General features: G+C 33.9%; 21 protein-coding genes. 6 read left to right on the forward strand and 15 right to left on the reverse strand.

The genetic code is table 11. The features are described from left to right. Positions 1-146 precede the first annotated feature (146 nt). The 3 genes from Q8L85_06665 to Q8L85_06675 form a co-directional block, all read right to left on the reverse strand. Complete coding sequence (locus Q8L85_06665; GenBank protein ID MDP1724367.1) at positions 147-1,136, reverse strand: hypothetical protein; 990 nt, start codon at positions 1,134-1,136, stop codon at positions 147-149. Positions 1,137-1,465: 329 nt separating this feature from the next. Then, positions 1,466-2,395, reverse strand: a complete 930-nt coding sequence (locus Q8L85_06670) for a hypothetical protein (GenBank protein ID MDP1724368.1) — start codon at positions 2,393-2,395, stop codon at positions 1,466-1,468. A gap of 277 nt (positions 2,396-2,672) precedes the next feature. Beyond that, positions 2,673-3,533, reverse strand: a complete 861-nt coding sequence (locus tag Q8L85_06675) for a hypothetical protein (GenBank protein ID MDP1724369.1) — start codon at positions 3,531-3,533, stop codon at positions 2,673-2,675. 272 nt (positions 3,534-3,805) lie between these two features. Between Q8L85_06675 and Q8L85_06680 the strand changes: the two genes are divergently transcribed. From Q8L85_06680 to Q8L85_06690, 3 genes are all read left to right on the forward strand, one after another. Continuing rightward, a complete protein-coding gene (locus Q8L85_06680; protein MDP1724370.1) occupies positions 3,806-4,135 on the forward strand; it encodes a hypothetical protein in 330 nt (109 codons plus the stop codon). A gap of 12 nt (positions 4,136-4,147) precedes the next feature. Beyond that, the gene (locus Q8L85_06685) at positions 4,148-5,887 is read left to right on the forward strand and encodes an ABC transporter transmembrane domain-containing protein (GenBank protein MDP1724371.1); all 1,740 of its coding nucleotides are present in this window, start codon (positions 4,148-4,150) and stop codon (positions 5,885-5,887) included. Between the two features lie 103 nt (positions 5,888-5,990). Next, the gene (locus Q8L85_06690) at positions 5,991-6,869 is read left to right on the forward strand and encodes a tetratricopeptide repeat protein (GenBank protein MDP1724372.1); all 879 of its coding nucleotides are present in this window, start codon (positions 5,991-5,993) and stop codon (positions 6,867-6,869) included. Between the two features lie 25 nt (positions 6,870-6,894). On the opposite strand, the gene Q8L85_06695 is transcribed toward Q8L85_06690, so the two are convergent. The 3 genes from Q8L85_06695 to Q8L85_06705 form a co-directional block, all read right to left on the reverse strand. Further along, positions 6,895-8,013: a glycosyltransferase family 4 protein gene (locus Q8L85_06695; protein ID MDP1724373.1), complete on the reverse strand. Its 1,119-nt coding sequence runs from the start codon at positions 8,011-8,013 to the stop codon at positions 6,895-6,897. Further along, positions 8,006-9,910 (reverse strand): asparagine synthase (glutamine-hydrolyzing), encoded by a 1,905-nt coding sequence (gene asnB, locus Q8L85_06700; protein ID MDP1724374.1) that lies wholly within the window; start codon positions 9,908-9,910, stop codon positions 8,006-8,008. Before asnB ends, Q8L85_06695 begins: the two co-directional genes overlap by 8 nt. Positions 9,911-10,108: 198 nt before the next feature. Continuing rightward, positions 10,109-11,911 carry a phospholipase D-like domain-containing protein gene (locus Q8L85_06705; GenBank protein MDP1724375.1) on the reverse strand — a complete coding sequence of 601 codons (1,803 nt, stop codon included), beginning with the start codon at positions 11,909-11,911 and terminating at the stop codon, positions 10,109-10,111. 274 nt (positions 11,912-12,185) lie between these two features. Between Q8L85_06705 and Q8L85_06710 the strand changes: the two genes are divergently transcribed. Beyond that, complete coding sequence (locus Q8L85_06710; GenBank protein ID MDP1724376.1) at positions 12,186-14,747, forward strand: hypothetical protein; 2,562 nt, start codon at positions 12,186-12,188, stop codon at positions 14,745-14,747. Positions 14,748-14,896: 149 nt separating this feature from the next. On the opposite strand, the gene Q8L85_06715 is transcribed toward Q8L85_06710, so the two are convergent. From Q8L85_06715 to Q8L85_06750, 8 genes are all read right to left on the reverse strand, one after another. Continuing rightward, on the reverse strand, positions 14,897-16,651 hold the full coding sequence (locus Q8L85_06715; GenBank protein MDP1724377.1) for a leucine-rich repeat domain-containing protein: 1,755 nt from the start codon (positions 16,649-16,651) through the stop codon (positions 14,897-14,899). 179 nt (positions 16,652-16,830) lie between these two features. Continuing rightward, complete coding sequence (locus Q8L85_06720) at positions 16,831-18,573, reverse strand: hypothetical protein (protein ID MDP1724378.1); 1,743 nt, start codon at positions 18,571-18,573, stop codon at positions 16,831-16,833. A 131-nt stretch (positions 18,574-18,704) separates the two neighbouring features. Further along, entirely contained in the window at positions 18,705-19,517 is an 813-nt protein-coding gene (locus Q8L85_06725; protein MDP1724379.1) for an ABC transporter permease subunit, read from the reverse strand. Further along, positions 19,507-20,469 (reverse strand): ABC transporter permease subunit, encoded by a 963-nt coding sequence (locus Q8L85_06730; protein MDP1724380.1) that lies wholly within the window; start codon positions 20,467-20,469, stop codon positions 19,507-19,509. The genes Q8L85_06725 and Q8L85_06730 overlap by 11 nt, the downstream gene beginning before the upstream one ends. 276 nt (positions 20,470-20,745) lie before the next feature. After that, on the reverse strand, positions 20,746-21,897 hold the full coding sequence (gene potA / locus Q8L85_06735; GenBank protein ID MDP1724381.1) for a polyamine ABC transporter ATP-binding protein: 1,152 nt from the start codon (positions 21,895-21,897) through the stop codon (positions 20,746-20,748). 9 nt (positions 21,898-21,906) lie between these two features. Continuing rightward, a complete protein-coding gene (locus Q8L85_06740; protein ID MDP1724382.1) occupies positions 21,907-23,016 on the reverse strand; it encodes an extracellular solute-binding protein in 1,110 nt (369 codons plus the stop codon). A 74-nt stretch (positions 23,017-23,090) separates the two neighbouring features. Then, positions 23,091-23,420, reverse strand: coding sequence for a Grx4 family monothiol glutaredoxin (gene grxD, locus Q8L85_06745; GenBank protein ID MDP1724383.1), 330 nt, complete (start codon positions 23,418-23,420; stop codon positions 23,091-23,093). An 11-nt stretch (positions 23,421-23,431) separates the two neighbouring features. Then, positions 23,432-23,662, reverse strand: a complete 231-nt coding sequence (locus tag Q8L85_06750) for a BolA/IbaG family iron-sulfur metabolism protein (protein MDP1724384.1) — start codon at positions 23,660-23,662, stop codon at positions 23,432-23,434. A gap of 138 nt (positions 23,663-23,800) precedes the next feature. Here Q8L85_06750 and Q8L85_06755 point away from each other — a divergent pair, with 138 nt between their 5' ends. Then, positions 23,801-24,121, forward strand: a complete 321-nt coding sequence (locus Q8L85_06755) for a DUF1476 domain-containing protein (GenBank protein ID MDP1724385.1) — start codon at positions 23,801-23,803, stop codon at positions 24,119-24,121. A 17-nt stretch (positions 24,122-24,138) separates the two neighbouring features. After that, positions 24,139-24,321 (forward strand): hypothetical protein, encoded by a 183-nt coding sequence (locus Q8L85_06760; protein MDP1724386.1) that lies wholly within the window; start codon positions 24,139-24,141, stop codon positions 24,319-24,321. Between the two features lie 80 nt (positions 24,322-24,401). Here the strand turns inward: Q8L85_06760 and Q8L85_06765 are convergent, their stop codons facing one another. After that, positions 24,402-26,003 carry an Npt1/Npt2 family nucleotide transporter gene (locus Q8L85_06765; protein ID MDP1724387.1) on the reverse strand — a complete coding sequence of 534 codons (1,602 nt, stop codon included), beginning with the start codon at positions 26,001-26,003 and terminating at the stop codon, positions 24,402-24,404. Positions 26,004-26,528: the final 525 nt, after the last annotated feature.

Consider the following 26,528-nt stretch of genomic DNA (forward strand, 5'->3'; position numbering starts at 1 on the left):
AGATTAAAAAAGAACTTTGTTGAGATGTTGTAAAGTTGCAATATATGAGTGTATCTTAGATGTGACAAGAAAGAATTAAGATTCAAAAATGGATATAAAAAACCCCTCAAAAGAGGGGTTTTTCATTAGGTACGAAAAGTTTTTAATTACATACGGACTTTGACGCCTACAGTAATAGGGAACGTGAAAGTTGATCCAATTTTATGTGAACCATATGTATAGAGTCTATCAGAACGAGGTGCATCAGTGAAAACGAGTCTTTTGTGTACATGTGAATTGGAGTTTGTTATACCAATTGCTTCACCCATAATAAACAAAGAAACGGGATCACTTACACAATAATCAAGTCCTGCTTGTATACCAGCACTAAAGCCTGTTGTGTCTCTATGTAGAGGTGATCTATAAAGACCATTAATGAGTGTGCTGTTGTTTTGAGTTACAACAACCCTAACATTGTGTCTATCATGGTTACGATAACTAACACCCAATTTTGCGCCTACGAAAGGTGAAAAATTGCAATCATCTAATTCAAAGAAATAGCGTCCACCAATATGGAATCCATAAGAATTTAGATTACCTTGTTTGTAGCGCGTTGAAAGATCGATTGTTCCATCGTGATCAGAAATGCTATTACGAAGGTGTTTTTTTGAACCTCCAGAATAAGCATAGTCAAAGTTAAAAAATACTTCAACATTGTCCATAGGTACATAACCAATGTCAAAGCCTGTTGCGAAAGCTAGGTCATTATGGTGTTTGAATCTATTGTGAACAACACCATGTGTTGAACCATGTGAGTCATATGTTGAACCATGTGAGCCATATGTTGGGCCATATACTGGATCATATGTTGAGCCATATGTTGAACCATTAACAAAAGTTTGTCTTACGCGTGCTTTGTCATCACCATCGGATGTTGGTGCAATACCAGCGCGTGCTGTGAATGTCCATTGACCTTCTCTTAAAGCAGGTCCTTCACACGAGCGAATAACTTGTGTTGGCACTTCAACTGGTGCTGCTGGATGATATACAGGCGCAGGACGATGGCCCATGTCACCCGTTCCACCAGCAAAAGCAGGTGTTAATGCTGTTGAAAAGGCAACAGCTGCAATTGTTGTCAAAAAAGATTTTCTTAACATGTTTACTTTCCTTCATAAAGATAAGGGATTTTCGTTTCGTCTCCCAAAACTAGTTTTTACTAGTTGTTGTGTTCTTAATTAGATCAAGATCCGAAAGGTACATTTAAAATACTTTGATAGACATACCTTTATAAAGATATTATGTATTTGGAAGAACGTTTTCCGGTCTATAAATAAGTGTAAGATTAAAAAAACATTATGTCTAGATGTTATAAGATCTCAACATATGAGTGTGTTATAGATGTGGCAAAAGAGAATCAATTAAAAAAAATGGATATGAAAAACCCCTCAAAAGAGGGGTTTTTCATTAGACAGGAAAGATTCCTAAATTACATACGGACTTTGAGGCCTGCAGTAATTGGGAATGAGAAAGTTGATTTAGGTGAACGTGTTACTTTTGTGAAAACAGTGTGGTTGCTTCCTGTACCTGTTTCACGATATGCAAGATGTGTTTTTTTATGTGTTTTAACACTTGTAGAACCAATCACTTCACCCATGACAAACAAAGAAACTTGTTCGTTTAGGCAATAATCGCCACCAAGTTGTAATCCAGCACTAAAGCCTGTTGAATTTTTGTATAAAGGAGCATTATACCTTTCAATGCTTGTAATACCGTAAATGATGTTAGTGTCAATGATGCTATGTTTTCCATGCGTACGATGAATAAGACCTAATTTAGCACCAACAAAAGGTGAGAATTTGCAGTCTAAGTCAAAGAAATAACGTCCACCAAGGTAGAAGCCATAAGAATTAAAATTGCCTTGTTTGTATTTTGATATTGATGTAATACCATCAAATTTGTTGTCTATGGTTTTTGAGCTTCCGGAAGCATGTGTGTAGTCAAAGTTAAAGAAAGCTTCAACATTATCCATGACAGCATATCCAACATCAAAACCAGTTGTAAATGGCAAACTATTTGATTTTACGTTGTAGGATCTACGGTCGAAACCATTCACATCCGTAATATCTTGATGTCCAACTGGAAAAGTTACAACTTGATTAGGTGTTGTACCAGTATAAGTACGTGTGATACGTGCTTTTTTAGAGCTTGTTGGTGCAATACCAGCGCGTGCTGTTAATGTCCATTGACCTTCTTTTAAAGCTGGACCTTCACAAGTAGGCATTGCTTGTGCTGGCATTACAGCTGGTTCAGCATGTTGTACTGGTTGTTGGTGTGCGCCCATATCCTGAGTGCCGCCTGCAAATACATTTGCAGAAACTGCTGCTAAGAGCATTGTGCTCAATAAAATTCTTTTCATATAAAATCTCCAAAGACATTGAATTATCAACCTGATGTCATATGACATCTTTATTAACCTAAGCAAGGCTGATGAAGGAACAATAAGGGGGAATTTAGGGGAGGGATATTGTTATTGTCATAACTGATGATTTTTAATGGGTGGAATGTTACTTTAAGGCAACATTTTTGACCTGAAAACTGATTATAGGAAAAGTATAAAATACATATAAAACAAATGGTTGAAATGAAAAACCCCTCTTGAGAGGGGTTTGACACGAAGACTTAAAGTTTCTAAATTACATACGGACTTTGACGCCTGCAGTAAGTGGGAAGGAGAAAGCTGTTTTAGGTGAACGTGTCACTTTAGAGAACACAGTTTCATTGTTGCCTCTACCTTGTATGCGATAAACAAGATTTGTTTTCTTGTTTGTTTTAATGCCTGTTGAAGCGATAGCTTCAGCCATTGCAACCAAAGAAACTTGTTCACTTACACGGAAGTCAAAACCAGCTTGTAATCCACCACTGAACCCAATTGAGTTTTTGTAAAGTGGAGCTGAGTATTTTTGAGTAGAATCGAATCCACCATTAAATATTTCTGTATCTTTAATTTTATGTTTGCCATGTGTATGACGAACAAGCCCTAATTTACCACCAACAAAAGGTGAAAATTTAGAATCTAAGTCAAAGAAATAGCGTCCACCAAGGTGAAAACCATAAGAAGCATAATTGCCTTGTTTGTATTTAGAAACTAAATTATATTTTGATGTTGGTAATTTGATTTCTTCACGAATACCAGTTTGTTTCTTCCCACTTGCTTTTGTGTAATCAAAGCCAAAGAATACTTCAACATTGTCCATAGGTGCATAACCAAGATCAATACCAAAAGTGTAAGGCATGTTATGTGATTTTGCGTTATAAGATCTACGAACAAAAGTATTATCAGCAACATCTTGATTGCCAGCAGGAAAGTTTACAACTTGACCTGGTGTTGTTTTAGTAAATGTGCGTGTAACGCGTGCATCTTTAGAGCTTGTTGGTGCAATACCAGCATGTGGTGTTACAGTAAATTGGCCTTCTTTAACAGCAAGTTCTGCATTTGTTTGTGCTGCAAATAAGGTTGTTGCTAAGAGCGCAGTGCTCAGTAAAATTCTTTTCATTGAAAAACCTCCAAAAAATTAAAATATCAACCTGGCGCATGATGTTATAATCATTACGTAGATCCAGTTGATGAAAAAATGATATGTCAGTTAGACAGACAAGGAAATGATGTATGTCATTATTGGCAGTATTTTTAAAAAAGAGTGTAACAATAAGACAACATATATGACATTATATACATTAAATTGAATGCATTAGAAAAAGCGCATTAACTTTTAATTCACTTTTTATCGATAAGATGGTTTTATGATGATGAAAATTGGAGTGTTAAATGTTTAAAAAAACTGGTGTGTATTTATTTTTTATCTCGATGCTTTTAACTCAAGCAGGATGTGTAAGTGATGGATTAATAAACAAAAAAGTTAACTTAAGCTCAAACCATCATCTTGAATTGAAATGTAAGACATTAAAAACGAATGTTGGCATGGCCAACCATCAAGTGAAAATTGTTGAGCGTGAGGCGCACGAAAAATTGGGTAATCGTTTTAATAAGACGGAAAGATCTTTGGGGAAACATCCTGATCTTCTGAACACCTATTCAATATCACTCGATAATTTAGCCCAAGCTGTTCAAAACTATAAAAGCCAACCCTGTCATTAAGAATAAGATAATATGAAATTACTATCATGGCGCGAGATTCTAAAATTATTAAACCCTCCCTTTTGGCCCATTTTTTTTGGATTTTGCGCTATTCTTATTGCAAGTGTAACTTTTTTAGCTTTTGGACTAGGTGTTAAGTTTTTGATTGATAAGGGCTTCGTGAGTCAAAATCCCGAGATTTTAAATCAAGGTCTTCTCTATTTAGGCATCATTATTTTTGTTTTATCGTGTTCAAGTTATGTAAGGTATTATTGTCTTAATTGGGCAAGCGAAAATGCGCTTTTAAAACTAAAAGATAGATTTTTTCAGCATAATATTCACCAAGATCGTTATTTTTATCAAAAAGAATCATTGGGATCGCTTGTTACGCATTTCAGTCAAGATTTAACCTTTGTGCAAACAACACTCAGCCAAACAATGCCTGTTATGGTGCGTAATATATTGCTTTTTATAGGTGGCGTTTTTCTTTTATTTTGGACAAATTTTGAACTTGCAAGTATAGCCTTGTTGCTTATACCGATTATCCTTTTACCAAGTCTATGGATTGCAAAAAAGATAAAAGTTTTTTCGCAAAAAATTCAAATGGATCAACAAGATCAAACGCAGTTTTTAATGGAAGTTTTTGGTCAAATTCCTTTTATTCAAGCAAGTGCTAAAGAAAATTATTTTCATCAATATTATAAGCAAAAATTAAATGCCTTTAAGGATATTATCCAAAAAAGACTTCGCTTGCGCTCTGCGCTCATTATGATTGTTTTTACGCTCGTTTTTGGTGGTATAGGATTTGTGCTTTGGTATGGGGGGCACCAAGTATTTTCCCATGACATAAGTGCAGGCGATTTATCGAGTTTTATTTTTTATGCCATTATAGCCGCGTCTTCACTGAGTGTTATAAGCGAAAGTCATCAAGAGTTTAGTCAAATGAAACTGATGCTCACCAAAATAGCCGCTTTGCTGGATTATAAATCTGAAATATTTTCGCCTTTAAATCCTTTGTTTTTTAAAAATGAAACACCAGAACTTATTTTTGATGCCATCAATTTTGCTTACCCTGGGATGGATCAGGGTCAAAAAGCGTTACAGGATATTCATCTTAAAATTAAAAAAGGTCATAAAATTGGTTTGGTGGGCGCATCAGGCAGCGGCAAATCAACCTTATTTCGTCTTTTGTTGCGCCTTTATGATCCGATCAATGGACAAATTTTGTGGAATGGCATCCCATTAAATCAATTTGATCTAAAGGAATTACGGTCAAAAATAGCTTATATCCCGCAAGAGCCTGTTATTTTTTCAACTACAATTCGTGAAAATTTAACCTTAGGTGAAAAAATTGAAACAGATAGACTCATTGAAGCTGCTAAATTAGGCCAATGCTATGATTTTATACAAAAATTGCCACAGGGTTTCGAAACATTCATCGCAGCATCAAAAGGGGGCATAGGCATCGAATTATCAGGCGGTGAAAAACAACGTCTTGCTTTGACCCGTGCATTTTTACAAAATCCATTGCTTATTTTGCTTGATGAAGTCACGAATGCTTTGGATAATCAAAATGATGCCTTGATTCAAAAAGCATTACATTTTTTGATGCAAGATAGAACGAGCATCGTTATTGCGCATAAATTATCAACAATTGAACAATTAGATTGGATTTTTGTGCTTGATCAAGGAAAATTAGTCGAAGAAGGGACACATCTTGATTTGCTGTCGAAAGATGGGTTTTATGCGAAGCAATATTACGCCCTTATTTAATTATGTTGTAATTTTTTTAACTTAAAGTATATTTCTTTTTTATTGATTTTTTAATTAAGTTGATGTATTAATAATTATCTAATTATTTTTATAAGGAAATATCATGACTAAATATAAAAACATTTCTTCTTTGTTTCTATTGATTTCTGTATTTTGTTGTAATGCAGCATTTTCTATGTATGAAGATGATAACTTTAATCAAAATATCATTGTAATAAATGACGAAAACAGCATAAAAAAATATACTGAAGAATATTATTTGGAATTACTTTCAAATGATAGAACGCAAGAACAAGAAAATGAATTGATTGATCTTATTTATAATGGAGTTGTATTACAACAAATTATTGATCTTGAACAACGAGAAATTATAGATTTAGATAATAAAATAAAAAATGATGAAAGATATTACGGATTATTGACAGCATTTAAAATGAATGATGTGTTGACTAGATGTTATCCAACTATTCTTGAAAAAGCTAAGTCAAATAACGTACATTGCCAAAATATTTTAGGCGTTATGTTTCTCTATGGATTAGGGGTAATGCAAAGTAATATTACAGCATATGCATGGTTTCAAAAAGCGGCAGATAAAGGATATCCACAAGCTTTACACGCAATCGGTTTTAAATATTATGCTATGGGTAATTACATAAAAACATATGAATATGTAAAAAAATCTGCGGACAAAGGATATCCAGTGGCTCAATATTGGATTGCATATATGTATCAGAATGCAATAGGTGTAGAGAATGATTGTAAAAAAGCCTTTAAGTGGCATGAAAAAGCTGCAAATCAAGGATATGCGAATGCTTCATATGATCTTGCTAGGATGTATAATAATGGAATAGGTGTAGATATTGATAAAATAAAAGCGCATGAATGGTATGAAAAAGCTGCAAATAGTGGATATAATCCTGCTAAAGATAAATTTAATTTAAGAAGATGGACGGCAGACTATTTGAATGTTTTAGGTGAATAAACAAAAAATGATGAACTGAATCATTTTATTTATAAAGCTCAAGTGTTTGCGCAATAACAGCTTCAATACTGAAATGATCTTCAACAAGTTTACGGCTTTCTTTGCCCATTTGTTGCCGCAATTGGGCATCGAAAGTTAGTTTTTTGAGGGCCTCTTTAATTGCAAAAGCATCTTTTGCAGGGACAAGAAAGCCATTTAAACCATCAATGCAGATTTCACGACAGCCTGGCACATCCGTTGCAATAATGGGGCGGCCACAAGAAGCTGCTTCAAGCAATGATTTGGGTAATCCTTCCCGATAAGACGGAAGCACTGCAATTTGTGTGCGTGTCCAAAAATCAGCAATTTTTGTTTGATGTCCAAGCCAGGTGATGAGTCCTTGTTGTTCCCAAGTTTTAATATCTTCTTCTTTAAGGGAGGATGGATTATGGGGATCGGGTGCGCCAATAAACAAAATCTTTAGGGGCACATTTTCAGCTTTTAGCATTTTGGCGGCTTCAATAAGTTCAATCACACCTTTGTCTTTAAGCATGCGTGCGATAAATAAAGCTGTAATTTCGCCCTCTGGTTCAGGACTGAAAGGAAAATCTGAAAGATGGACCCCTGATCCGCGAATTAAGTGTAATTTTTCAGTTTTGGCTAATTTTTGTGTTTTAAAAAAATTAAGATCATCCACATTTTGAAGGATAATATCTGATTTTGTGCGTTTAAATATAAATCTAAAAAGATTAAGTGCTACAAAAGAAGCTGTTTTAATGGTGACTTTGGTTGATGTGAATAAATACCCTAACCCTGTAAAAGCATTAATGATTTTTGGTTTTTTCTTTAAAAAAAGTGCGGCAATTGTTCCATACAGAATGGGTTTTAAGGCAACCTGATGGATGATGTCGGGTTGTATTTCAGTGTAAATTTTTTTGATGCTGCGAATATGGTTAAGTTCAGTTAAGGGGTTGGTGCCTTTGCGTTCAAGGCTCAAAGGCATTAGTTTTAAACCTGCATCTGTAATAACAGAACCGTGGTTGTTAACATTTGTCATAACGTAAACATCATATCCGTTTTGGCGTGCTGCTTTAGCGAGTTCAAGGCGATGCGAACAAAAATAATGATCTTCAGTTACAAAATAAAGAAGCTTTTTCTTATCCATTAATGTTTTCCTTTTGCGCCCATTCTGCAAACATTAACATTGTCCATAATTGATGCATGGATTCACTACGTCCTTTTGTAAAACCAATCCATTTTTCTTGAATTAAGGTATGGTTTAAGAAATCAAGATTGCGGAAAGATTTCGAATATAATAGATCCTCAGCCCATCCCCGTAATTCGTTGCTCAACCAATTTTTAAGGGGGATTGCAAAACCTGATTTGGGGCGATCATATAATGCGTTGGGGATATATGATTTGAGCAATGTACGTAAAGCCCATTTGGGCGTGTAATCATTTAACTTCATATCATAAGGCATTGAATTTGCATAAGAAACAACGCGATAATCTAGGAAGGGATTCCGGGCTTCGAGTGCATAAGCCATGGACGCCCGATCAACTTTGGTTAGAATATCGTCAGGCAAATAATATTGATAATCCAAGCTTTGAATAGATTCAACTAAATTTTGAGTATTATTGGGGATAAGATTTAATTTTTTGCCTTTAGATATTAAGGCATCTGTATCTGACCATTGGCCAAAAAGATGGGCATAAAGATCATCAATATTGGATTGCATTAAGCTATTGGAAAATTTGTGAATTTTATCGCCAATCATTTTAGGACGTATTGTTGATGGCAAAAATTTTAAAATTTTATCGTAATGATCAGGGGAAAGAAATAAAAGGGGACTAAGGAGTGCTTTTTTAACTTTGGGTGAATAATCCCAAAATTTTTTGAAGCGTTCCAATATGGGGTAACGATTATAGCCTAAAAACAATTCGTCTCCGCCATCGCCGCTTAAAGCAACCGTTACGTGTTGGCGTGTTAGTTTTGACAAAAGTAATGTTGGAATGGATGAGGAATCGCCAAAAGGCTCATCATAAATGCTATTTAGGTTGGGGATAAGGGCCAATCCATCTTTAGGATCGACATAAAGGCTTTGATGGTCTGTGCCTAAAAAGGCGGCGATTTTTTCGGCATATGGGGCTTCATTATGTTCAGCACTTGTAAAACCAATCGAAAATGTTTTGATAGGTGTTGTGCTTTGTTTTTGCATCATCGCTGTGATAAGCGAACTATCAATGCCGCCAGATAATAAGGCACCAATAGGGACGTCTGAAAACATACGAATTTTGACAGCATCACACATTAAATGATCAAGATTTTGTAAAATATCTTCTCGCGTTTTCGGTATATCCATTTTCGGCATGTGCCAATATTTATGATGTTGAATATCACGTGTTTGAAGGTCGATTTTAAGATAATGGCCAGGCTCTAATTTATGCGTGTTTTGATAGATCGATAAAGGGGCTGGAATAAAGCCCAAGCGAAAATAATTGTAAAGCGCATCTGTATTGAGCTCTTTTTTAAAATCCGGCAAAAATTTTAAGGCCTTGAGTTCTGAGGCAAAGCCAAGAATATCATCATCCCAGGACCAATAAAGGGGTTTAACGCCCATACGATCGCGTACAAGATAAAAATTGTTTCGTGTTTTATCGTAATAAGCAAAAGCAAACATGCCGTTTAATTTAGGTAATGTTTTGTCTATACCCCAATGAATGAGTGCTTTTAAAAGGACTTCAGTATCCGATTGACTTTTGAACGCAATATTGTTTTCTCGTAATTCGTGTTGAATTTCTTTGAAATTATAAATTTCACCATTATAAACAAGGATATGATTATGGTCATTCGAAAGATAAGGTTGATGCCCTAAAGGTGAAAGGTCTAAAATTGCGAGGCGACGATGCCCCAAGGCAATATTTTTTTCAGGTTCAACCCAAATGCCTTCATCGTCGGGCCCACGATGTTGAATAGAATTGATCATTAATTGTGTTATATTGCGAAGGTGTTCTTCGTTCAACCGTTTTTTAAAATCAATAAAGCCTGCAATGCCGCACATTTAATAGGTTTTTCTATGTTAGGTATTTGAGAAAATTCTTTGTGGCATCATAGCGAAAGCAGATGCTTTTGGCCAGTGTTATGCTAAAAACTTTTCTTAATATATTAATCCTTGATAAGACATCCGACATTGCTTTTGCGATTCATGATAATGGTAGTTGCTATAATGCCTAATGAAATGAGCCGTATGGGCATTATTTTACTGCATTGCTTTTTTAATAAATTGTTTTGCCAGGGGGCCTTGTATTACAAGAGTCGCGTCAAAATTATGATAGTCACTTTCTTCGCTTGCTGAAGAAGAAAGCCAATTAAAAGATCCTTCAGCGATCAAATTGTTATCGACAATAAGTGTTTTTTGATGAAAATCATCATCTTCAAATATTTCAATTTTTCCAGATAAATCGGGATCGTTTTCAACTAAACGCCGTAATCTATCTGTCGCATTATTTGACCCAACAAATACTTTAATTAAAACACCTTCTTTAATAATTGAAGCTGCATCTTTTAATCTTTTTTCAGCATTAGCAAAAGTAACGTGAGGAGAATAAATTTTGATTTCATGATTTGCTTTTTTATACATACATCGTAAAAAATCTTCATGCAATTTTAAAGATGTTAAAAAGTGTAATTGTGAAGAATGTGGTAATTCAAGTATAAATTGACGACAAGGTTTAAGACACCCGTCCGCATACTCGAATTCCTTGTGATAAGTTCTTGCCCATAATCGTCTAATATATTCATTGTTTTGAGAAATCTTAAAAGAAGAATCATTCGATTCATTCCTAAAATCTAACCAATTGTGAGATCCAATAATAATACATTTACCATCAACATAAAGGTATTTCATATGCACTTGTTCTTGGGATAAATTAGCTTTAATTTCATTAAAAAATTTTTTCACTGATGAAGGTATATATTTTCGGTAAGAAATACGTATTTCGACGCCTCTATTGTTGAGCTTTCGAAATAAGTTAAAAATATCTTTATCAAGGAATGAAATAGATTCACTTGATATTGATATTTGCTCATGTGCAGATTTCATCATTTTTTTTAATAAAGCCTTATGTGCTTCAAATCCCTTAATATGTTTTATGGAACAATGGGATTTCGTTTGAACAGGCTCTACATGAGATATAATTTGTGGTGGTGCTAAGCTCATTTGCTTTGATGTCTTTTTTTGATCAAGTTCTAACAAAGCTCTTTTTTCAATTTGATCTAATTCTTTTAAAAATTCTTCATCTTCAAAATCATCATCAATGAACGAGTCTAAAGTGACAATTGGTTCTGAACTAGCCAAAAGTGGCAATGTTGGATTTATAATCGGCATACCCAATAAAGTTTTATCTTGATCTTTTTCTTCTATTTTTTTAGGTGAAGTTAATTTAATTTTATCCGCCTGAACTGCACGTGTCTCTAAAGCATGTGGTGAAATTGACTTTATTGAAGATTTTTTTTCTTCTTTCTTTTTAAGCATTTGTTTGTATGGAGAAAGTCTTTGTTTTCGCGGTTTATCGCTTGCAGGATAAGGGTAAAATCCTTCTATATATTTAGGTATAGAGATAGGTTTAGCTTGGGCAAAATAATCGCTAATTTTTTTTTGTGTTGTTTTTTGACCTATTGGTGTTGTAAATGGGTTTGTTTGATGTTTAGGAAGAATCTCCGAGGCTTCGTCTTTTTCTATTTCGTCTGCCTGGGTTTCTGAAATTACAACCGAACTATTATTGGTTGATTCTGGATCAATTTTTCTTATCTTAGCAGGAGGTTTATCTGCAGAACATGGAATATCAGCTGAAATCTCATTTATTGTTCTTTTTTCAATACGTTTTACAGAAAAAGATTTTCCATCCTCACTAAAAATGATTCTGCATTTATATTTATTGTAAGCACATTTTTGATTTCCTTCGTCGTCAAAAACACGAATAAGATCACCATCTTCAACGAGATGATATGACAATACTTCATTGCTACAAAAAAAGATAAATAACATTAAGATAATGCGCATTATAACGTGAACTCCATTAGTCGATTGTATTTGATTAAATTAATTTATGTTATTATATAGCAATATTTTTTATGTATTGTAAATATTTTTAATTTAATACAGTGGTTAAAATTTGATTTTTTCTATTAAAAAAAGATTTTTGTAAAAAAAATCATAATAAATTTTAATACAAACAGCAAACAAATTAATATAATTTTTAATTTATATTGAATTTTATTGAAAATTAAAGTAAAACATAATTTATTAATCGTTTTTTTTGTTTAAGGAAATATGAATGTTGTTATCGTTGTGTAATCTCGTTTTTAAGAAGAATGTTGTTTTATCGATTGTTATTGCTTCTTTTTTTGGATTGCAGGTAGAAGCTGCTCGATACCCTTGGACGCATAGAGGCGACAACATGTACCTCTCGAATCAAGCTGAATTGATCCTTGTCACTAAGCATCATGGCGAAAGGAAGATTGCTCTTTATCCTCCAGATGCTGAACAATATTACAATTATTTAGATCAATTACATTCAAATGATCAGATATTAAGAAAAGACTTTAATTCAAATCATCTTTTGTTATCGTTAAGAATTTCGTATAAAGCGCCAGGCATATCAGGATTACAGGATAAGGTGTTTTCATTATGTATGCGTGAAGAGGATAATAGTTTCTTTTTTAAAGATAATGCTGATTCTAGCCAATATTGTTTGGTTGATTTTTACAACCATGCCTCTCAAGAATGGACTGAAGAACCGGTTGAGGATCTTCAAGGTGGTGTAAAAGCAAAATTTGTGACCTGTGCTTCTTTGTGGCCAGATTGTGATAATAGATCTCATAGTGAAGCTGCAGCGATTGGATTTATGAATGGCAAAAAAAATCTTTTTGTGAAAGCTATTGAGCAACTTCCTGTCAATTCTAAAGTGAAATTACTGCAAATTGGTTTTCATTCTTACTTGGATTTTTGTAAAGATTGTGAAAATATGATTAAATATTTTCAGAATGAATTTAAAACACATCTTGTAACTTATTTAAAAGAAAATTTGCCTGAAAATTATTTTCTTGCTTCGAAGAAAAAAGAAAAATCCGATCAAATTCTTTTTTTATCAACGGGATTTAATGTTCGCCCATATAAATATAATGCATATTTTTTTGGTCCTGAAGATGCTGAACAAGAACACACTTTGTTTGGATATTTTTTTCAACATTATTATCCTTATGCAGGAAAAATTTCTTGTGCTCCCAGTAAACAAGGTGATTTTCGTCTTCTTACTTTTTTAAAAGAAGCTACGCCTTTGTTAAGTTCTTCTGAAATAGATCAAACAGTTTTTGGAAATGATCCTAATTTTAAAATACCTCTTGTTGAAACTGAACTTATAGAGGATATGGAAGATGATATTGTTACTGAAGCGCCTATTGAACAAATACAACTTCGAACACAACCTTTTTATGATGCAGCAAAATGGACGGGAAAAAATTTAAGCGATCTTACGCAACGTGCAAATGAAGGTGATAAAGACGCCCAAGATCAAATTATTGAAGGGTTTTATTGGGGTTTTGTGCAGTACACTCAAGAAAAGGGTCGTTTTGGTCTTAAGGTTTCAACTTGGGACGATATTGAAAATAGAGCAATTTTAGATGATCGATATGCCTATGCTTTAATACATTCTTATGAACATGTCTTGCGTTGGCTTTTCCGTGGGATTGGCAGGAAACCTTTTGTTGAAACTTTTCCAAAACTTTTTAAAGCAATCCAAGAAGGTGCAGAACGAAATGATCCTAATGCACAATTTCTTTTTGGAATATTACATTTAGAATTACAAAATATTGTTGCAACAGGATCTGAAATACCTCCTGCTGAGTATCGTGCAGCTGCTTTGAAATGGGTTAAAAGTGCGGCGGATCAAGGTCACTTACGTGCTTTAATATCGTTAGGTTACATGGTTCAACATGGTAATCCAGAAGGCCGTAGTGAAGTTGAAGCTTTGCGTTGGTGCTTTGCATCACAAGAGACTAAAATTAGTCAAGATGCTTTAAAGACCAAATTGTTAATTGTTAAAGATAGTGCGTTAGAAAAGGCAAATCAAGATGCGCGAAAAAATAGATTATTAAGTGTTGAACAAATCGCATTACAAAAAGAAAATACGTTTAAAGAAAAACTGCAACAGGATATTGAAAAGTTAATATTTTTAGTGGATAGTCACAAATTTCAAAAAGAACTTCATAATCCTGATGGTGGTCAATTTGAAAATCAATTGGCTATTCCACAATTTGCGGAACTTTATGAAAATCTTTTGGGTTTTGAAATTGAAGCGGGTGAATTCTTGACGATGCTTCAAAAAGCGAGGCCTGGATTTATGGTTAATGATATTATGATAAGAGAAATACGAAGTAGGGAGACATTGATAAATATGCAAACTGAACCACATTATGCGTCTGTCAGTAAGTTTCAAGGAGCAGAATATCTTAATTTGGGTGAAGAAAATGTCAAAATGGCAAAACAATTGCTTTCATATAGTGCTGAAATTGATGAAAAATTCGTAATAGCAGAAAAAGCACTTAAGAAGATTAAGAAATATTATAAAATAGCGTTGGATGCCTCTTTATCTAAACTTGCAAGAGCAAGACTTGTTGCGCTTAAGTTTCAAGATGAGGCGTCCGTTCTAAAGTTTAAGAAAAAGGAAGAGCGTCTTAAAGAAGACGAGCTTATATTCCGTCCTTTACTGAATGCAGCGAAGAATGAACGCATGATTTTAGTTGAGGTTAAAAACAATATAAAGAATTTAATTGCTGGTAACGTAAGTAACCGCAATGCTGATTTTTTTGAGGCATATCCTTTTTTCTTAAAACCATAATTCTTATGTATTTTTTGTTTATGTTTTAAGATAATTAGAGTCGATATGTTTATAAACTAGAAACCAGGATCAATTGATGAGCCTGGTTTCTGTTTAAAAGGGTTCATTCTGAATCGATAAAATGCACTCTTCTTACGGAAGGTTAGTAACTATTCCACATTTATAATGCCTAACAGTTCTAATGCTTTTTGAGCGCCTTCTTCTTTTAAAGTGGATTGGTTGTCATCAATAAATGGATCTTCGGTAAAATAAGGTTCCCAATAATTGATATTTGAATCATCCATTGCATCGTTTTCTTTTAGAAATTGAGCAAGTTCTTCGATTGTAAAAAAACTATTTTCTGCTATAGCCTTTTTTGTATTTTCAATAATGCATTCAATAAGATAATGAGGTGTAAACTTCATTAAAAAAGAATCAAGTACTGACCAAGGGTTTCCTTCAAAAGGATCGTTTGTAGGGATAGGTATACGTATTTGAGTTGGGATGTTTTGGCAATAAAGTCCAAGATCATCATTCAAAGACGTTTTGTAATAAGATCTAATTGGAATTTGATATTTTTCGTCAACATTTAATAATGTTGAATCAAAACATAATTCTTTTTTATATACTATAAATTGAAGCAATCTATCTTTTACATCTTCTATAAGATGTAAGTCACTTTTTTGTAATTCTGATAAAGTTGGTTGTATAATCTCTATAGAATTTAAAGGATTAATAACAGCTTGTACTAGGTGTTGCATGAATAAGAAAATAAGTCCTTTATCTTCTTTAACATTAAGTTTTGTAAGGATATAAGCTAATATATTTTTTAATAGCAGTTTGTTTTCATCTAGTATGAAACTTGCTGTTTCTCCTTTGGAAAGAGGCATATTCCAAATTGTTTTAAGAAATCCTTTTGCAAGAGGAAAAACAACTTGTTGAAAACATTTTTTATTTGTAATGGGATCAATATCATCAATCCAGAACCCAGTTATGTCATAAAAATCTAAATACAAAGGTCTGTCGTCACTTTCAAGATTAAGACTTGTGGATAATTTATTAAATAGAGAGATCATTTCATTGCCGTCTAAATCAGCTTCAGGTAAATCTTTTGGACGTATTTCTGAAAGATTATCTAAATCGATATGTGGGTATTTCTTTTCATTTTTTTTATAAACAGCTGATTTTAAAGATTTATTATTAAAATTTGCCGAAAAATATTTTTTTTCTTTTTGTTTTCTTTTTAAAAATTGTAAATCATCTAAACCAATATTTTCTCCTTCACCCATTTTTTGAAATGTATCATTTGATAGAACAATATCACCCCCTGATGAAAGCCAATTTTTAAACTCCTTAGGAATACTTCGTATGAAATTATCCGAAAAAATAAGTTTTTTTATACTTTTATTTTGAACAAGCCATGATGGGATGGCACTGATCCTATTTTTAGATAAGTCAAGTAAGCTTAATGTAGTAAAATTTTTTAAACTTTCAGGTACATCAGTAAATAAATTATTAGAAAGATTGAGTTCTTCGATGTTGTTAAGTTGAGAAAGGTCATCGGGCAAAGAAACAATTTTATTGTTTGAAATATTCAATATTCTTAATTCCTTCATAGAGGATACAAAATCAGGAACATTTTCTAAGTCAAATCCTGATAAATCAATTAACGTTAGCCAAGTAAATATAGCTAACTGATCAAAGCGGGACCTAAGATAGTCTTTTGAGTCTTCATTGGAATGATTATAAGAAAGCTGATTATGATGTGCCAGCCTTGATAAAAGATCATCATGAGCCATGCTGTTTATGTCTTTTATGTCTTTTAAGAATTCTTTGGTAATTTTTTCTTTTTCTCCTCTAGATATTGCGTTTAGATTTAGTGCAAAAACCAACATAAAAATCGTTATACATATACGTTGAATCATAATCTTCCTCTATTGTTGTTAGTTGTATTAGAACGTATTTATTTTTTACAAAAATTTTTTTGTTATATGAAGAATTTATAAAAGAAAATTCTTAAATAGATCAAAAAAATTTTTGTATATAGATTAAAAAGAGTGTGTTAACAAGATATTAAATGAACTCTTTTTAAATATGTTGCTAATTACTCCTCATTAATAATACTAAAAAGTTCTAATACTTTTTGAGCACCTTTTTCTTTTAATGTGGATTGGTTGTCATCAATAAATGGATCTTCGGTAAAATAAGCTTCCCAGTAATTTGGATTTGATCCATCTATTTCATCGTTTTCTTTTAAAAATTGAGCTATTTCTTTAGTTGTAAAAAGACTATTTTCTTCTTTATTCTTTTTTGTGTTTTCAATAATTGAGACGATAAGATAATTAGGTGTAAATCTCATTAAAAAGCAATCAAAGATAGTCCAGGGATTTCCTTCAAAAGGATCATTTGCGGGTATAGATAAACGTATGTGAGGCATTATATCTTGGTAAGAAAGGCCAAGATCTTTATTTAACGATAGTTTATAATAGCATTTAATTGGAATCTGATGGTTTTTGTCAATATTTGATAACGCTAAATCAAGGCATGACTCTTTCTTATAAACTATAAATTGATACAATCTATCTTTTATATCTTCAATTAGATACAAATCTCTTTTTTGTAACTCAAGTAAAGTTGGATGTATAATTTCTAACAAGTTAAATGGATTGATAACTGATTCTATCATCTGATACATAAAGGAAAAAACAAGGTCTTTATTCTCTTTAAGATTAAGTTTTGTAATGATATACGTAAATATTTTTTTAAATAAAAGTTTGTTTTCCTCTATAATAAAACTAGATATTTTTGTTTTAGAAAAAGGCATATCCCAAACTGATTTTAAAAATTCAATTACAAAAGGAAAAGCAATTTCTTGAAAACGTTTTTTATTTGTAATTGGATCAGAATCATTAGGCCAGAATCCAGTCAATTCATAAAAATCTAAATAAAAAGGTTTGTTGTCATTTTGAAGATTAAGCTTTTCAAGCAGTTTATTAAATAGAGAGATCATTTCATTGCCCTCTAAACTAGTTTCAGGTAAATCTTTTGTACGTATTTCTGAAAGATTATCTAGATTGATATGTGGATTTTGTTTTTCAATTTTTTGGTAAATAGCAGATTTTAAAGATTTATTGTTAAAATTTGCTGGAGAATATTTTTTTTCTTTTTGCTTTTTTTGTAAAAATTCTAAATCATCTAATCCTAAGTTTATACCTTCACTTGTTTTTTGAAGTGCAACACCTGAAACGTCAATATAACCACCTAATAAAATCCAATTTCTAAATTCGTAGGGAATATTTCGTATGAAATTATCCTTTAAACCAAGCTGTTTTATTTGTGTTTCTTGGATAAGCCATAAAGGAATTATACTAATCTTATTGTTAGATAAGGAAAGTGAGTGTAAATGTTTTAAATGTTTTAAATTTTTTGGCACTTCTGTAAATAAATTATTAAAAAGATTGAGTTCTCTGAGGCTATCAAGACGTCCAATATAATCAGGTAGATTCTGAATGTTGTTATTAGAAAGCTTCAATACTTTTAATTCGGTCATTGAGGATAAATTAGGAAAAGAGTCTAATTCAAATCCTGATAAATCAAGTTCTTTTAACCAAGTAAGTGTGACTAATTGATCAAGATGAGATTTAATAAATTCTTTATCCTCCTTAGAATAACTACTTAATGGCAGCTGTTCGAAAAAAGATATATGCGATGATAAATTTCGACGAACACTTTCGCTTGCGTCTTTTAAAAACTCTTTAGTGATTCTTTCTTTTTCTTCACGAGATAGGGCACTTACATCAAGTGTAAAAACGAGCATAAAAAGCGTTAAACATATACGTTGAATCATTATTTCCCTCGATTATTGGTTGTTAAATTAGAACCTATTGATTTTCTATAAAAATTTTATTGTTCTAACGTGATGATTTATAGAACGAAATTCATAAACGAAGCAAGAGGAAAAATTTAATGTTTTAAACCTTAATAAGACGCTCGATCATTTCTTTTGCGGTTCATAATAATGGCAGCCATCGCAATGCCGAGTGAAATGAACAACACAATAAGGGTTGCAAGGGCGTTAATTTCAGGGCTAACGCCTGTTCTGATGGACGCATAAATAGCCATGGGCAATGTTGTGGCACCTGGGCCTGTGACAAAGCTTGCAACAACCAAATCATCAAGCGATAAAGTGAAGGCAAGAAGCCATGCGGCGCATAAAGCGGGCATAATGATGGGTAATGTAATTTTAAAGAAGACTTTATACGGTTTTGCGCCTAAATCAAGGGCAGCTTCTTCAAGTGAATAATCAAAGCTTTGTAAGCGCGCACGGATAATAATGACGACATAGGCCAAAGAAAGCGTAACATGCGCAATTGTGATTGTTGAAAAACCTAGATTGCTCGGCCAACCTGTCAAGGATTCAAGGGCTATAAAAAGAAGTAAAAAGGAAAGACCAATAATTACTTCTGGCATAACAAGGGGGGCCGTGACGAGGCCTGAAAATAAAAACCGTCCTTTGAAATTACCAAAACGTACCAAAGCCAAGGCGGCGAGGGTGCCAATAAAGACCGAGATCGTGGCCGTAACCGCTGCAATTTTAATGCTTAAAAAAGCAGCATCAAGAATTTCATCATTTTCAAACAATGTTTGATACCATTTGGTTGAAAAACCGCCCCAGACATTGACGAAACGAGATTCATTAAAGGAGTAAATAATAAGCATTAAAATGGGTAAATATAAAAAGGCGAACCCTAAACCAAGGCTTATGAGTCTAAAATAAGATCTATTTGTCATTATATGATCCTCCAATCGCTGTTCTGCGTTGTATATATTGGAGTATAGCGATGGGCACCATTAAAATAACGAGTAGAACAATGGCGAGTGCTGAGGCTGTTGGCCAATCACGCGTTAGAAAAAATTCTGTCCATAATGTTTTGCCAATCATATTAATGCCCGGACCGCCTAAAAGATCAGGAATCACGAATTCTCCAACAGCTGGAATGAAAACGAGCATGGATCCTGCAATAATACCAGGAATGGACAAAGGTAGTGTTACCGTTAGGAAGCTTTTATAAGGTTTGCATCCAAGATCAGCTGAGGCCTCTAGAAGTGATTCATCAACTTTCATAAGGCTGCCATATAAGGATAGGACCATGAAAGGTAGATAAGAATAGACAATACCGATATAAACAGCAAATTCGTTATTGAGTAAGGCGAGGGGTTGATTAATAAGTCCTGTGTATAAAAGAAAGGAATTGATAATACCATCATCCTTTAAAAGACCGATCCATGCATAAGCCCGAATTAAAAAAGAGGTCCAAAAGGGGAGGATAACGAGTAATAGAAAATAAAAGCGTTTTTTTTCATGTAAACGTGTGATGCCATAGGCTAAAGGATAGCCAATTAAAAGGCATAATATAGTTGAAACAGAAGCAATTTTTAAAGATTTTAAGAATGATTGAATATAAATATTGTCATTAATGATATTCAAATAGCTTTCGAGTGTTAATTTTATGTGAATAAACTTTCCATCTACAAAATCTATAAGATCAGTAAAAGGCGGGCGCTGAATAATGGGTTCGGCAAAACTAATTTTTAAGATGATCAGCAACGGTACGAGGAAAAAAAGAATAACCCAGAAATAAGGAAGCAATATAACAAGATTTTTTGACAATAAAAATCCAAAACCAGATTGATTTTTTTGCCATTTTTCTTGAAGTGTTGATGTTGTTATGTTTTTATTCATGTGTTTTAGCTTTTAATTTCGAAGTTTGATATACATTATACTGTTTTCCTGAACGCCTTGAAGCGAAGCTTCGAAGGCAGATACAGGATCCAGATTAAAATACATGTTCGGAGAGCATGACTCTATTTTTTTAAAGCATGTCATGATCTTCGATCATGAGTACTATCTGGACCCTGAATCGGCATTCGAGCCCTTTGGGCCCTCATTGGTTCAGGGAAACGGCTGAGTGTTGGTATGTTTAGACTTAAAGCCATATTTTGTCCATAATGTGGATAGTTACGTTACCAAGACCACGCCACTGGATGGTTTCCAAGATAGATACACTTCATCATCCCAGGTCATTTCTTGGTCTGTAATTCTGTTAAAATTCGTGACAGTTGCCATAATGATTTTACCTGTTTCAAGGCGTAAATGGTAAATGGATACATCGCCTAAATAGGCAATTTCAACGACGATGCCTTTAGCACAATTGCGTTTTTCTTTAGGCTCATTTTTATGAATCGTGATTTTTTCTGGACGAACAGCTACCCATACATGGGAGCCAATAGGGACAGATACACCATGATTGATATATAGATCGCCATCAATTTCTTCAGAATGAATTAAGGCATGGTCTGGTTCTTCTTCAACCAATACGCCTTCAAACATATTGGCTGTTCCAATAAAGTCAGCAATAAATTTTGTGTGCGGGAATTCATAAATTTCGGTGGGTGTACCTGTTTGAACAATTTGACCTTCAGACATAACAGCAATACGGGTGGACATCGTCATGGCTTCTTCTTGATCATGCGTAACCATTAATGATGTAATATCAACTTTTTCTTGAATATTAACCAATTCAAATTGTGTATGTTCGCGTAATTTACGATCAAGGGCTGCAAGAGGCTCGTCCAGCAATAGTAATTTAGGACGTTTCACAAGACTTCGAGCGAGCGCCACCCGTTGACGTTGACCGCCGGATAATTGATGGGGTTTTCTTTTGCCTAATTCGCTCATTTTGACGAGTTCTAAGATTTGTTCAACGCGATTTTTAATTTCGTTTTTAGGGATGCCATCTTGACGCAAACCAAAACCGATATTTTCTTCAACATTCATATGTGGAAATAAGGCATAAGATTGAAACATCATGTTAACGGGACGATCATAAGGCGGCACATCGGTCATATCGATGCCTTCAATATAGATACGTCCTGTTGTTGGTCGTTCAAAGCCTGCAAGCATGCGTAAAAGGGTTGTTTTGCCACAACCGGAAGGTCCTAAAAGTGAAAAGAACTCACTTTTATAAATAGATAAATTAACGTTTTTGACGGCTGCCACATCCCCAAAATATTTTGAAATATTTTCAAGATGGATATAGGGTTTTTCACGTGGGTTTAGCCAAGGTTGTTCTTGTACTTTTTTATAAAAGGGGATTTTACTTTTACTCATTTAGTGCTTTTAGTCCTTGCTATTACTTTTAAATTGTTCCCACACACGCACACGTTTTTGCTCATAACGTAGGGGTGCAGGATGATCCATGTGAAAACGCTCGATTACTTCAGGTGGTGGGAATAATGTTTTATCATTAATTAAATCTGGTTCTATTAATGAATGTGAGCTTAAATTACCATTTGCAAAACCGGTTTCATTCGTAATGCGGGCCGCAATGTCAGGACGCATCATAAAATTTAAAAATTGATGTGCGCCATCAGGGTTTGGTGCTTCATGGTGGATGGCCATAATATCGATCCACATGGGCGTTAGTTCGTTTGCAAGATGATAAGTAATATTAATACCATTTTTGCTTTCACGCGCGGCATTTCTTGCTTGTAATATATTGCCGGACCAACCTAAAGCAAGACATAAATTGCCATTGGCAAAATTAGAAATATAATTGCTATTATTAATTTCTTTGATATAAGGACGAATTTTAAGAAGTGCTTCTTTGGCGTGATTGAGTTCATCTAATTTTAGACTGTGGGGATTATAGCCTAAATAATGAAGCATAAGGGGGAGAATTTCTGTTGAGGAATCAACCATGGCAATCCCACATTTTTGGAAATTTTTTAAAATATTGGGATCAAAAAAAAGCTTCCATGAGTTTATGGGCGCGTCAGGCATAATTTTCAAGACTTTGTCTTGATTGATGCCAATGCCAGCACTTCCCCAAGAAAAAGGAATCGCATAAAGATTGTCAGGATCATAATTGAGCAATTTTTTCATAATAATGGGGTCTAAGTTATTATGATTAGGCAGTTTTGATTTATCTAATTTTTGGTAAAATTTGGCTTTTAAATGATTGGGTAAAAAAGGGTTTGCCGTTAAAATGATGACATCAAAGCCCGTAAGACCAGCATAAAGTTTTGCTTCAAGCAATTCGTCAGAATCAAAGATAGTGGATATAGTATTAAGGCCTGTTTCTTTTTCAAAATCTGTAAATACGGATTTAGGAATAGCGTTGGCCCAATAAAAAATCTTGACGTCTTTGGTGGCGGCAAAGGAAAGATATGGCGTTAAAAAAAATAAAAAGCAAATTAAATAGTTTTTAGAAAAAAAAGCTGCGTTCAAATTAGGGGGTAACTCCTTATGTAAGATCTACTTATAATTTATATCTTATAAGAGCTACCCAGGCTAGAATTTTTTTAGGCGATAATCTTTTTATCTTTAAGTAATTGTTGTAATTCGCCCGAATCATACATTTCGCGGACAATATCACAGCCGCCGATGAATTCGCCTTTTATATAAAGTTGGGGAATGGTTGGCCAATTTGTGAATTGTTTAATGCCTTCGCGTATTTCTTGGTCATCTAACACATTAATATCTTTAAAATCAAGATTAAAATGGGTTAAGACTTGAACAACATAATTTGAAAAACCGCATTGGGGAAAATCTTGTGTGCCTTTCATATAAAGAACGACATTATTTTCACTAATATCTTTTTTAAATTGATTAAAAACGGGGTTTTCTGACATTTTAAACCTTTCTATTTAATTTGTGTGGTAAGTGCTAAGGCATGCAATTCATTACCCATTTTAGGGCCCAACGCTTTGTAAACGAGCTGATGTTGTTGAATGCGTGTTTTATCTTTAAAGTCTACGCTTGTAATCTTTAAACCATAGTGATTTTGATCATTGTTTAAATCATTGAGCTCAATATCCGCTTCTGGAAAAGCAGTTTTAAGGATGTTTAAAATTTCTTGTGCTGGCATCGGCATTTTTGTGACTCTCACATAGATTCTTCTTGCATTCTTGATATGGGGGATGTAGAAGGATTTGTCAATTGCTTTTATCTATTTTAAGATGTGGTTGGCGTTAGACTTTAAAATAATCAAATACGTTGGACGGGGGACAAAATGACATTTTTAGATAATCTAGAACAAGCCCAAGAAGCAAAGCATTCACAAGAATTAACACATAAATTCAAGATGCTTGCGCGTCGCAATTTTTTGATAGGTTTGTGGTTGGGAGAAAAAATTGGATTGCAGGCGGATGCATTACAATCTTATGCGCATGCAATTGTTGATGCTGATTTTAAAAAACCAGGACATGAGGATGTGATCGAAAAACTATTAGATGATATTAAAAGTAATAATTTGTCTATCAGTGAAGATCAAATTCGTCGTAAAATGGATTACTATCTAGAGAAGGCTGAAGAAGAATTCAAAAGTAAATAATAAAATGTGAGGAAATCATGAAATATATCTATGTCTTCCTTTGTTTTTTATATGCACCAGCTCTTGTGGCTTATGACGATTATATGCCTATTGCACCGGAAGGTGGTGGTGAGAAAGAGATGTTGTGGGAACCAACGGCTGATAAAGGGGATGCACCCAAAAGCGATATACATGAAAATGATGCAGGTCCGGCTGATTAAATACATTTTAGTTAACGATTTATGTTGAATATTAAAAAAGGCGCCTAAGCGCCTTTTTTAATAGGTATCGAAGATAATTGTTAAGCGGATTTACGCTCAACAGATGGTTTTTCGATATTGGCTGGCTCTTTATCTTTTTGCCCGCCAGTTGGTTCTTTGTTTTTAGCAACGAATAGTTTGTTTAAGCCAAAGACTGCCCAAAACCAAATACCTAGTCCTACTAGAACAAGACCTGCAAGATAAGGGGCGATCGTTATTTGTGTGCCTGCTGTTACAACAAGTAATACTTGCTGAAGAAGTGCACCGCCAGATTTACCCAAGCGACCCCCAACAACGTCAACAGCTGCTTTCCCTTTGATTTTCATATCATCATCAAGGGGGATATAGGCCATTTCTTTCGTTGGATCAAATAAAGAATATTTGGTTGATTTAGAGAGGACTTGTTGCCATTGCCCGAACATACAAGCAACTTGTACGGCGGTAAGAGAAATCCCCATTTCCATCATGTAAGGTCTAAACGTATCTGGGAATAAAATCATCGCGAAGAAAACACTACCCGTGAGAAGAATGACAATTGGTGTAATCAGCGCACTTGTAAGCCATCCGAATATACGCAATAGATTCGATCCTAATAACATGAAGATCATGGTAAGGACGGAGATCCAGATGAATACATCACCCATAGCCGCATTATATTCTGCTCTGCTTGGGAAAGCGATTTTCATCTGACTTTTCCATGTTTGTTCTATAAGATTCATCGTAATGCCGTAGATCACAACAAGTAATGCGATATAAGCCAAATATTTGGATGTAAATATTTGTTTAAAGCTATCTCCAAGGGATAATTTAGGCTTGCTTTTTTTCTTGGGTGCTTCACCTTCTTGTGGTGCATATTTAGGATTGGCAATCACTTTGTTGTTTACGAAGAAAAACAACGCCATAATAATAGCGCCACTAATAGCAACTGATCCACAAATCCAACCAATAGTTGTTCCATAGCCATCAATTGTGTTTCCTGATGCAAGTGTTGCTTCTTTACCTAAAGTATCAAAGTATTTTGTTGCAAAACCGGATAACATCACACCCATATTACCAATAAGTCCAAAGAACCCATAGAATCTTTTGGCTTCGTTAACACGTGTGGATAAGTTCGCTAATTGCCAGAAAAGCAGCGATAAGACAACAGAACCCCATAATTCAGCCATGATATAAAATAGAGAATCTGTCCAATTGGCTAGCATTGGTATCAACCATTTTGCGAAAGGATACTCTGCTTGCATAGCAAATAATTTCTCTGGGCCCATATGGAGCGCATCACGATTTGGATAGAGGAAGATTGTGAAAGCTGCAAAAAAGACAACAAAGATCATAATGATCGTGTAGAAAAGAGCCGGCCTGCTTAAAAGGTTGCTCAATTTTGAGTAGAAAAAGAAAAACATGATCGCAAATGGCAAAACGCCCCAAACTTTTAAAAAGCTGGTGACTTCAGAGCCTGAGCCTTCTCCAGAAATGACGAGTGCATCTTTGGTGCCGCGCAAAATCGTGTAATTGAATAGAATGAGAGCCATCATTAATGCCATGGGAATGAATTTTAGATTTTCATTTCCATATACGGGCCATATAACGGCACGAACTTTCGAGAGAAAACTCTCGTTTTTAATGTTCGATTTATCAGCTGTCATGTTTACCTCCAATGCAACTGCTTGAAAAAAACTTTTTTACAAATTTTAGGTCATAAAAGTTACCCAAAATATACAAGAAGGTCAACGGAATGTACATATTTATTTTATAGGTTGTTGACCTAGATTTCTGGATATTTTGTAAATAAATACAAACATCCATACATAAATGATAAATGATGGGTCATTAAAAATTGGTTAAGAGATAGTATTTTTTTATAAAAAAATGCATTTTTTTTCAACTTAAAATTGATTAAATGTGGCTTGAAATCACGCAAAAGTGTGCCTGTATATGAATTTACCCATTTTTATCCACAGACTTGTTCAATGTTTTTGGGGATAAGTTTTTGGAAGCATGAGGATGGAAAAATAGTGTGTGTGGTGCGTGATTTAAATATCACAATTTTTTTAAATGTGACGAAACGTTAACGCAAGGTAACTCACGGGGAGGGAGGGTGAAATTTGAACATCCCACCCCCTACGTCCTGCGACCATATCATTACCTATAAGTATCTTAATCTATTGATA

The sequence above is a fragment of the Alphaproteobacteria bacterium genome (assembly GCA_030680745.1).
Classification (GTDB): domain Bacteria; phylum Pseudomonadota; class Alphaproteobacteria; order JAUXUR01; family JAUXUR01; genus JAUXUR01.

What these genes read in the sequence shown, in the direction of transcription:
- Q8L85_06765 (MDP1724387.1), bottom strand. Translation starts at nt 26,003, where the DNA reads ATGACAGCTGATAAATCGAACATTAAAAACGAGAGTTTTCTCTCGAAA.
- Q8L85_06760 (MDP1724386.1), top strand. Translation starts at nt 24,139, where the DNA reads ATGAAATATATCTATGTCTTCCTTTGTTTTTTATATGCACCAGCTCTT.
- Q8L85_06695 (MDP1724373.1), bottom strand. Translation starts at nt 8,013, where the DNA reads ATGGATAAGAAAAAGCTTCTTTATTTTGTAACTGAAGATCATTATTTT.
- Q8L85_06690 (MDP1724372.1), top strand. Translation starts at nt 5,991, where the DNA reads ATGACTAAATATAAAAACATTTCTTCTTTGTTTCTATTGATTTCTGTA.
- Q8L85_06730 (MDP1724380.1), bottom strand. Translation starts at nt 20,469, where the DNA reads ATGAATAAAAACATAACAACATCAACACTTCAAGAAAAATGGCAAAAA.
- Q8L85_06680 (MDP1724370.1), top strand. Translation starts at nt 3,806, where the DNA reads ATGTTTAAAAAAACTGGTGTGTATTTATTTTTTATCTCGATGCTTTTA.
- Q8L85_06710 (MDP1724376.1), top strand. Translation starts at nt 12,186, where the DNA reads ATGTTGTTATCGTTGTGTAATCTCGTTTTTAAGAAGAATGTTGTTTTA.
- Q8L85_06665 (MDP1724367.1), bottom strand. Translation starts at nt 1,136, where the DNA reads ATGTTAAGAAAATCTTTTTTGACAACAATTGCAGCTGTTGCCTTTTCA.
- Q8L85_06705 (MDP1724375.1), bottom strand. Translation starts at nt 11,911, where the DNA reads ATGCGCATTATCTTAATGTTATTTATCTTTTTTTGTAGCAATGAAGTA.
- potA (MDP1724381.1), bottom strand. Translation starts at nt 21,897, where the DNA reads ATGAGTAAAAGTAAAATCCCCTTTTATAAAAAAGTACAAGAACAACCT.
- Q8L85_06715 (MDP1724377.1), bottom strand. Translation starts at nt 16,651, where the DNA reads ATGATTCAACGTATATGTATAACGATTTTTATGTTGGTTTTTGCACTA.
- Q8L85_06755 (MDP1724385.1), top strand. Translation starts at nt 23,801, where the DNA reads ATGACATTTTTAGATAATCTAGAACAAGCCCAAGAAGCAAAGCATTCA.
- Q8L85_06720 (MDP1724378.1), bottom strand. Translation starts at nt 18,573, where the DNA reads ATGATTCAACGTATATGTTTAACGCTTTTTATGCTCGTTTTTACACTT.
- Q8L85_06750 (MDP1724384.1), bottom strand. Translation starts at nt 23,662, where the DNA reads ATGCCGATGCCAGCACAAGAAATTTTAAACATCCTTAAAACTGCTTTT.
- Q8L85_06725 (MDP1724379.1), bottom strand. Translation starts at nt 19,517, where the DNA reads ATGACAAATAGATCTTATTTTAGACTCATAAGCCTTGGTTTAGGGTTC.
- asnB (MDP1724374.1), bottom strand. Translation starts at nt 9,910, where the DNA reads ATGTGCGGCATTGCAGGCTTTATTGATTTTAAAAAACGGTTGAACGAA.
- Q8L85_06670 (MDP1724368.1), bottom strand. Translation starts at nt 2,395, where the DNA reads ATGAAAAGAATTTTATTGAGCACAATGCTCTTAGCAGCAGTTTCTGCA.
- Q8L85_06675 (MDP1724369.1), bottom strand. Translation starts at nt 3,533, where the DNA reads ATGAAAAGAATTTTACTGAGCACTGCGCTCTTAGCAACAACCTTATTT.
- Q8L85_06685 (MDP1724371.1), top strand. Translation starts at nt 4,148, where the DNA reads ATGAAATTACTATCATGGCGCGAGATTCTAAAATTATTAAACCCTCCC.
- grxD (MDP1724383.1), bottom strand. Translation starts at nt 23,420, where the DNA reads ATGTCAGAAAACCCCGTTTTTAATCAATTTAAAAAAGATATTAGTGAA.